Raw genomic sequence first — 6000 nt, 5'->3', positions numbered from 1 at the left:
AGAAATACGCGAAACGGGGTAGTTCTATCTTTAAATTTAATTACGCAACAAAGCCCTTTGCTATTTCTCTCGGCTTTTAACTAAGGTTTGAATTGTATCATTTTGTGCCAGTGCAAGACCACACAGACACCACGCTTTTACCCCTAAGACGATCACATAAAGTAAACCTAAGATTGTCCATTCATACCACATCGCTTGTTCCCCTGTTTCTGCCTGATTCGTTGTGTATCTTTTCAACTCAGAATTATGTGTTACGCAGTGTGTTACTTTTGCTTAAATTAGTTAGACACATGCGCGCAAGGTATTGATTTTGAAAGAGTGTTTTAAGTTAGCAGGTATACGGTAGAGAGTCCTTGTAAAATTCCGTCTAACATAATGTTATCCCTACCAAAGAGTGAAGATTAAACCAGGCTCTAGGTAGATATCTAAGCCTTGAGTTAATAAAAGAAAGAACGCGATAACGAAAGGAAACGACGCGCCAAATAAGACAGCTTTGCGGCGCTCACCCAGTAGGTAAAAGCCTGCAAGTAAGAAGAAGCTGGTTGCTAAAATAAAGCCAAGATAAGTCAGCCCAACACCGTACAGAGCCATTAACACCAAGAAGCCAATAAGCAGTTTCCAGTTCAGCGGCGTAGTGTCGCATGTGACTTTTTTATCCGGCTGTCCGGTTATAAGCAGGATCAACGAAAGGCCAATGCCGATAAACGTTAGCAGGATAGGTAAGGTTCTTGCTGTGAAGGGTTCGTACTCGTCACCGGGGAACAAAGGAATCAGCGTGGTTTGGTAGCCATAGCATAAACACGCAAGCATAAAGAGCATGGCTCCGATGCGATCCTTCGAAAGCAAAGATTCCTTACTCAGAAATTTGGTTGGTAAGTCCGACATATCCAACTCCATTTGGGGTGGTATAAAAAGTAAAAAAGCCGTACATGAGCGAGTCAATGAAATGTCTGGGATCACTAACCAAAGGTAAGCGAATTACGGTACTGGTTTATCAGCCACTTGCGTTTACAACGAATCGGCAAGCGTTAGTAATACGTCTACGAATAAACAAAGGAGTTTGAAGTTAACTCATGCACGGCGAAACAAGGAAAGAGTAAGAGGGCACATAGGCCCTCTATGGTTGTTGGTTATTTCAAGAAACCAAGCTCACGCATTAGGTCGCCCATCTGTTTTTCTTGATCTTCTAGGAAGGCGTAAAAATCTTTGTCAGCTTTGTAGTTGTCGATCCAACCGTTACGGTCACGAACCACTTGCCACTCATCGGTTTTGTACATTTTGCCAAGCGCTACATTCCACTCGTCGATCTTCGCTTGGCTTGTGCCAGGTGCTGCAAAGAAACCACGCCAGTTAGCGAATACGGTTTCGTTGCCGTACTCAGTCAGTGTTGGGATGTTAGGTGCAGCGTCAAGACGCTTTGGCGCCGTCACAGCAAGCACTTTTACTTGGCCAGATTTAGACATCTCTAGCACTTCACCAAGGCCAGTAGAAAGCAGCTGTGTTTCGCCAGAAAGCAGTGCCGCCATCGCTTTACCGCCAGCATCGTAGGCAATGTAACGTACTTTCTTCGCATCAAAACCTTCGCCTTTGAACGCTGCCGCAACCACAAGGTGGTCCATGCTGCCACGAGCTGAACCACCAGCAATTTTTACTTTACGTGGGTTGGTTTCGAACTCTTTAACGACGTCTTCCCAAGTGTTGTACTTAGAATCCGCAGACGCGACGATTGCACCGTAATCGGCAATAGTTGCTGCTACAGGAGTTAGGTCGCGGAAAGATTGTGGGAAGATCCCCGTTAGTGAACGAACAACGATAGGCGTTGAGTTCACCATTAGCGTGTCTTCTTGACGTTGAGCCGTCTCGATTAGGTGTGCAATGGCTTTACCGCCACCACCACCAGACAAGTTTTGGAAAGAGACATTTTCTACGATGTCGGATTTAACTAATACATCACCCGTACCACGAGCCGTCATATCCCAACCGCCACCAGCGCCGCCAGGGATTAGGAAGTGGATTTTTTCTACGTCAGCAGCAAAAGTGTTAAAAGAAAAGGTTGCTGCGATGATAGAAGCCGCAAGAGTAGGTTTCAGTGCCTTGAACATGGTTCACGTTCCTTATGTAGGGGATCTCTTCAATGGAGAGAAACTTATGTTTTATATCCAGCTACTAAATACACGAATCGGGTGTTTAGTAGATGAGGTTAAAGTTAACGATGTGTTAACGAATTGTCTTTAATGCGGCGAGATTGAGGATAAAGAACATTGGGTGAATAAAGTGCATAAAGTTCACGGGGACGTGGCTCTAGGATTCTTCAAGAAATAATTATTCTCATTTTTTCTTAAGGTTGTGTGAACAATTTGTTTTGACTATTAGCCGTTTTATACTGTTGGGTATCATTAAAGTAGGTACTTTATTGTGACACAGAGAGAGGGATAGGGAGACGCTCTTGTATATATAGAATAATGTGTTGCTAGGTGGGGTGTGCTACTGTAATAATATAAATATTGCTGGCACGTTACATTTCTGAGCTAATGGTTATTCAAGGATCGAATAATGACAGACAAAAAAATTTCGTTACGATTTACTGTTGGAGGAATGTTTTTACTCGCGACATTTCTTACCGCTGTTGTTGCGGTTTCACTGCAATATTACTTCAGTAAAAAAATGGCGACTGAGAATACCCTATCAAAGTTGACGATGGTGTCTCATGACCTGAGTGATTATATAGGCGCTATTGATTCTGACGCAGCCAACACTGCGCGTTTACTTGCTTCAGTGAAACGGTCAATCAGTAACAAAATATCGAAAGAAGAGTCGCGTAGTATTCTTTCTGAAGCCATTAAAGATAACCCTCTCTTTTATAGTATTTACATTGGCTCATCCGATGAAAATTTCTTCCAAATTATTAATCTAGAATCTGCCCCTGTCGTTAGAGAAAAAATAGGTGCACAACAAACGGATCGTTGGGTTGTGGTTGAGATTAAAAATATAGGGCAGGAGCGAGTCCGGACAACGAAATACTTTGACCAAGAGTTTACGCTCAGAAGCTCAACTACGGAGCAGAGCAACTACTTTCCAACGACCAGGCCTTGGTATGTTTCTGCCAATGTTCAGTCGGTCGAAAAAACTCAGCCATATCTTTTTCAGCATTTACAAATTACCGGACAAACTTATTCTTTAGCGTTTGATTCGAAAATAGAATCTGAAATTCAACATGTGATTGGTATTGATATTGTGTTGTCTTCTTTGGCTAACAAATTATCAGGTACGGCGCTTGGATTAGCAGAAGATAGTAAGGTTGAGTCTTTCTTATATTCGAAATCGGGAAATATCATAGCGTCCAACCTCAAGGTTAACAATCAGGAATCGGAGTTTGATGTATCAACATTGATATTATCATCTGAGCAAAAAACCTTGGTTAACGATACCCCTCCGCTGCTAGTTTCTAATCAAAATGATTGGGGGCCGATGGACTTTTCTGTGGCGGGGAAACCAAACGGTTATGCGATAGACCTTCTCAAAATGATCGGTGAGATGACTGGGATCAGGTTTGAATTTGTGAATGGTTTCTCTTGGGACGAGCTTGTCAGTAAGTTTCAAGAAGGAAGTATTGATGGCCTGCAATCGGTTCAACATTATAAAAATAATGGCATAGATGGCCTATACACGACTCCAATTTATGAATTGCCATTTTCTATCGTGACAAGGGTCGGCGCGAAGGTTGTCACTAATTATGCCGAGCTTGAGGGTGAAAAAGTTGCCATTTTATCTGGGTGGTCAATTATTCCTAAGTTGAGAGAGGATTTTCCGAACATTGATTTAGTTGAATTTGAAAACCTAGAGTCTGCATTTAATTCAATTGAAAGCGAAGAGAACTTTGCTTTCTTAGAAGCAGAACCCGTACTCTCGTTTGCATTAGATAGGTTTTTCCAGCCAGGCCTTGTTGTCAATGGGACTCTAGAAGATCTAAAACGGAACTACACAAATCAATTCCATTTGGTGTTGCAGAGCAAGCATAAGCAATTGCTTCCAATTATTGATAAGGCTATCAGTAGATTGGGTGATGAACAACTTGATGCCTTAGCGAAAAAGTGGCTCCATGATACCGGCTTTAATACGAATACGACGGTTCCTTATACTGAACTTTATGATTTGGCTAAGGAAGCAACGGTTGAAGGCAGTATGATAAGGGTAGAGTTGAATGGCGAGGTCAAGCATCTCTATTTAAAGAAAATAGACACAGGCGAACACTACTCTGAGTATTTTGCGGTATTGATTCCCGAAACTGAAATCTTTAGTACAGTCAATAAACGTCTAGTAACCTCTGTTGGCGTAACGATGTTACTGATGAGTTTGACCTTACCTATTGCTTGGGTTTTTGGTGCACCGATAGTGCGTCCTATTCGTCAATTAGAGGAGGAGACTCATAAGATCAAGATGCGTGATTATGACAGTGTCGAACTTGTTGACACTCGAATTAAAGAAGTATGGGAGCTATCTGTGGCGGTAAAAGACATGGCGATGGAACTCAAGCAACATGAGCTAACCCAAGAAGCCTTTGTTGAGTCGTTCATTAAACTTATCGCCCAGGCTATCGATGATAAATCCGCTTATACGGCTGGGCACTGTAACCGCGTACCAGAACTGGGCTTGATGTTGGCTGATGCGGCTGAAAAATCCCAGTCAGAGCATTTCAAAGACTTTAGATTTGAGAACGACGATGAACGTCGTGAATTTAGAATTGCTGCTTGGCTTCATGATTGTGGCAAGATCACGACACCTGAACACATCGTCGATAAAGGTACGAAGCTAGAAGCTAACTACAACCGAATTCACGAGTTGAGAACTCGATTTGAAGTGCTTTGGCGTGATGCAGAAATTACAGCTTTGACAAAACAACTCGAAGGATCTCTACCGGCTGAGCTGGTAGCTGATGAACTTGCGTCAACCAAACAGCAACTACAAGAGGACTTTGCTTTTATCGCGGCATCAAACGTTGGTGGTGAATTCATGAGTGAAGATAAAGTCGCACGTATTCGATCTATCGCTGAGACGACTTGGACGCGTAACTTTGATGATCAACTTGGTTTATCACCGATAGAGGCGTTGAACCGAGAACCGAGTGCAAGTTTACCTGCAACAGAGCCACTGTTAAGTGATAAAGCAGAGCATATAGTGAAAAGAGATAGGCCGTTAGAGTTTGACCCGAAACATCAAATTAAAATGGATGTGCCTGAGCACTTATACAATCTGGGCGAAGTCTATAACCTGAGTATTGCGCGTGGTACCTTAACTGCTGAAGATAGGTTTAAGATAAATGAGCACATGCTTGGTACCATCAAGATGCTTGAAAACCTGCCATTCCCGAAAGAGCTAAGCCGTGTGCCTCGTTATGCGTCGACTCACCATGAAACCCTTAAAGGCACAGGCTATCCAAGGAAGCTGACAGGTGATGACCTTTCAATCCCAGAACGTATTCTGGTGATCTCAGATATTTTTGAGGCGTTAACTGCTGCGGATAGGCCTTATAAGAAGGCGAAACCAATCAGTGTTGCTGTCGACATCATGTATAAAATGGCGTTGGACGAGCATCTAGATATCGAGCTGTTTAGATTGTTCTTAACCAGCGGTACTCACCTGCGTTATGCAGAAGAGTATCTCAAACCAGAACAGATTGATTTTGTCGATATCAGCAAATACCTCGAAGTCACTCGTCAGATAGCTTGATTAAAGGTTGGCTTGTTAGAACGGGTTCGATGAATGAAAGGCGCACATGAGTGCGCCTTTTTTATATCTGTTTATCGGTGAGCTGGTGGATAGGCACAAACGGGGCTGCTTTTGACCAGTTCGGCTATAAGTTGTCGACACATCGATTTTAAATGACTTTAGAGTAGGTATCGGGCTGGTTGTTGTTGTCCTGTTTAAATTAATAAATAACAAGTATTTAAGTTGTTTTCAGTGTCCTTTTGGATGAGTTTTTATCGTATATAAAAAATACTA

General features: G+C 42.5%; 3 protein-coding genes. 1 reads left to right on the top strand and 2 read right to left on the bottom strand.

What is annotated here, in order from left to right:
- Window positions 1–384 precede the first annotated feature (384 nt).
- Window positions 385–885, bottom strand: coding sequence for a tripartite tricarboxylate transporter TctB family protein (locus ACED53_RS16535; RefSeq protein ID WP_371715271.1), 501 nt, complete (start codon window positions 883–885; stop codon window positions 385–387).
- A 245-nt stretch (window positions 886–1130) separates the two neighbouring features.
- Window positions 1131–2102: a tripartite tricarboxylate transporter substrate binding protein gene (locus ACED53_RS16530; protein WP_004733595.1), complete on the bottom strand. Its 972-nt coding sequence runs from the start codon at window positions 2100–2102 to the stop codon at window positions 1131–1133.
- Window positions 2103–2553: 451 nt separating this feature from the next.
- On the opposite strand from ACED53_RS16530, the gene ACED53_RS16525 reads away from it, so the two are divergent.
- On the top strand, window positions 2554–5727 hold the full coding sequence (locus tag ACED53_RS16525) for an HD domain-containing phosphohydrolase (protein WP_102579907.1): 3174 nt from the start codon (window positions 2554–2556) through the stop codon (window positions 5725–5727).
- The last annotated feature ends 273 nt before the right edge of the window (window positions 5728–6000 follow it).

The sequence above is a fragment of the Vibrio sp. 1F169 genome, assembly GCF_041439605.1.
Taxonomy (GTDB): domain Bacteria; phylum Pseudomonadota; class Gammaproteobacteria; order Enterobacterales; family Vibrionaceae; genus Vibrio; species Vibrio tasmaniensis_A.
Note: the sequence above shows the minus strand (reverse complement) of the source record. Positions and strands in the feature narration are given on the sequence as shown.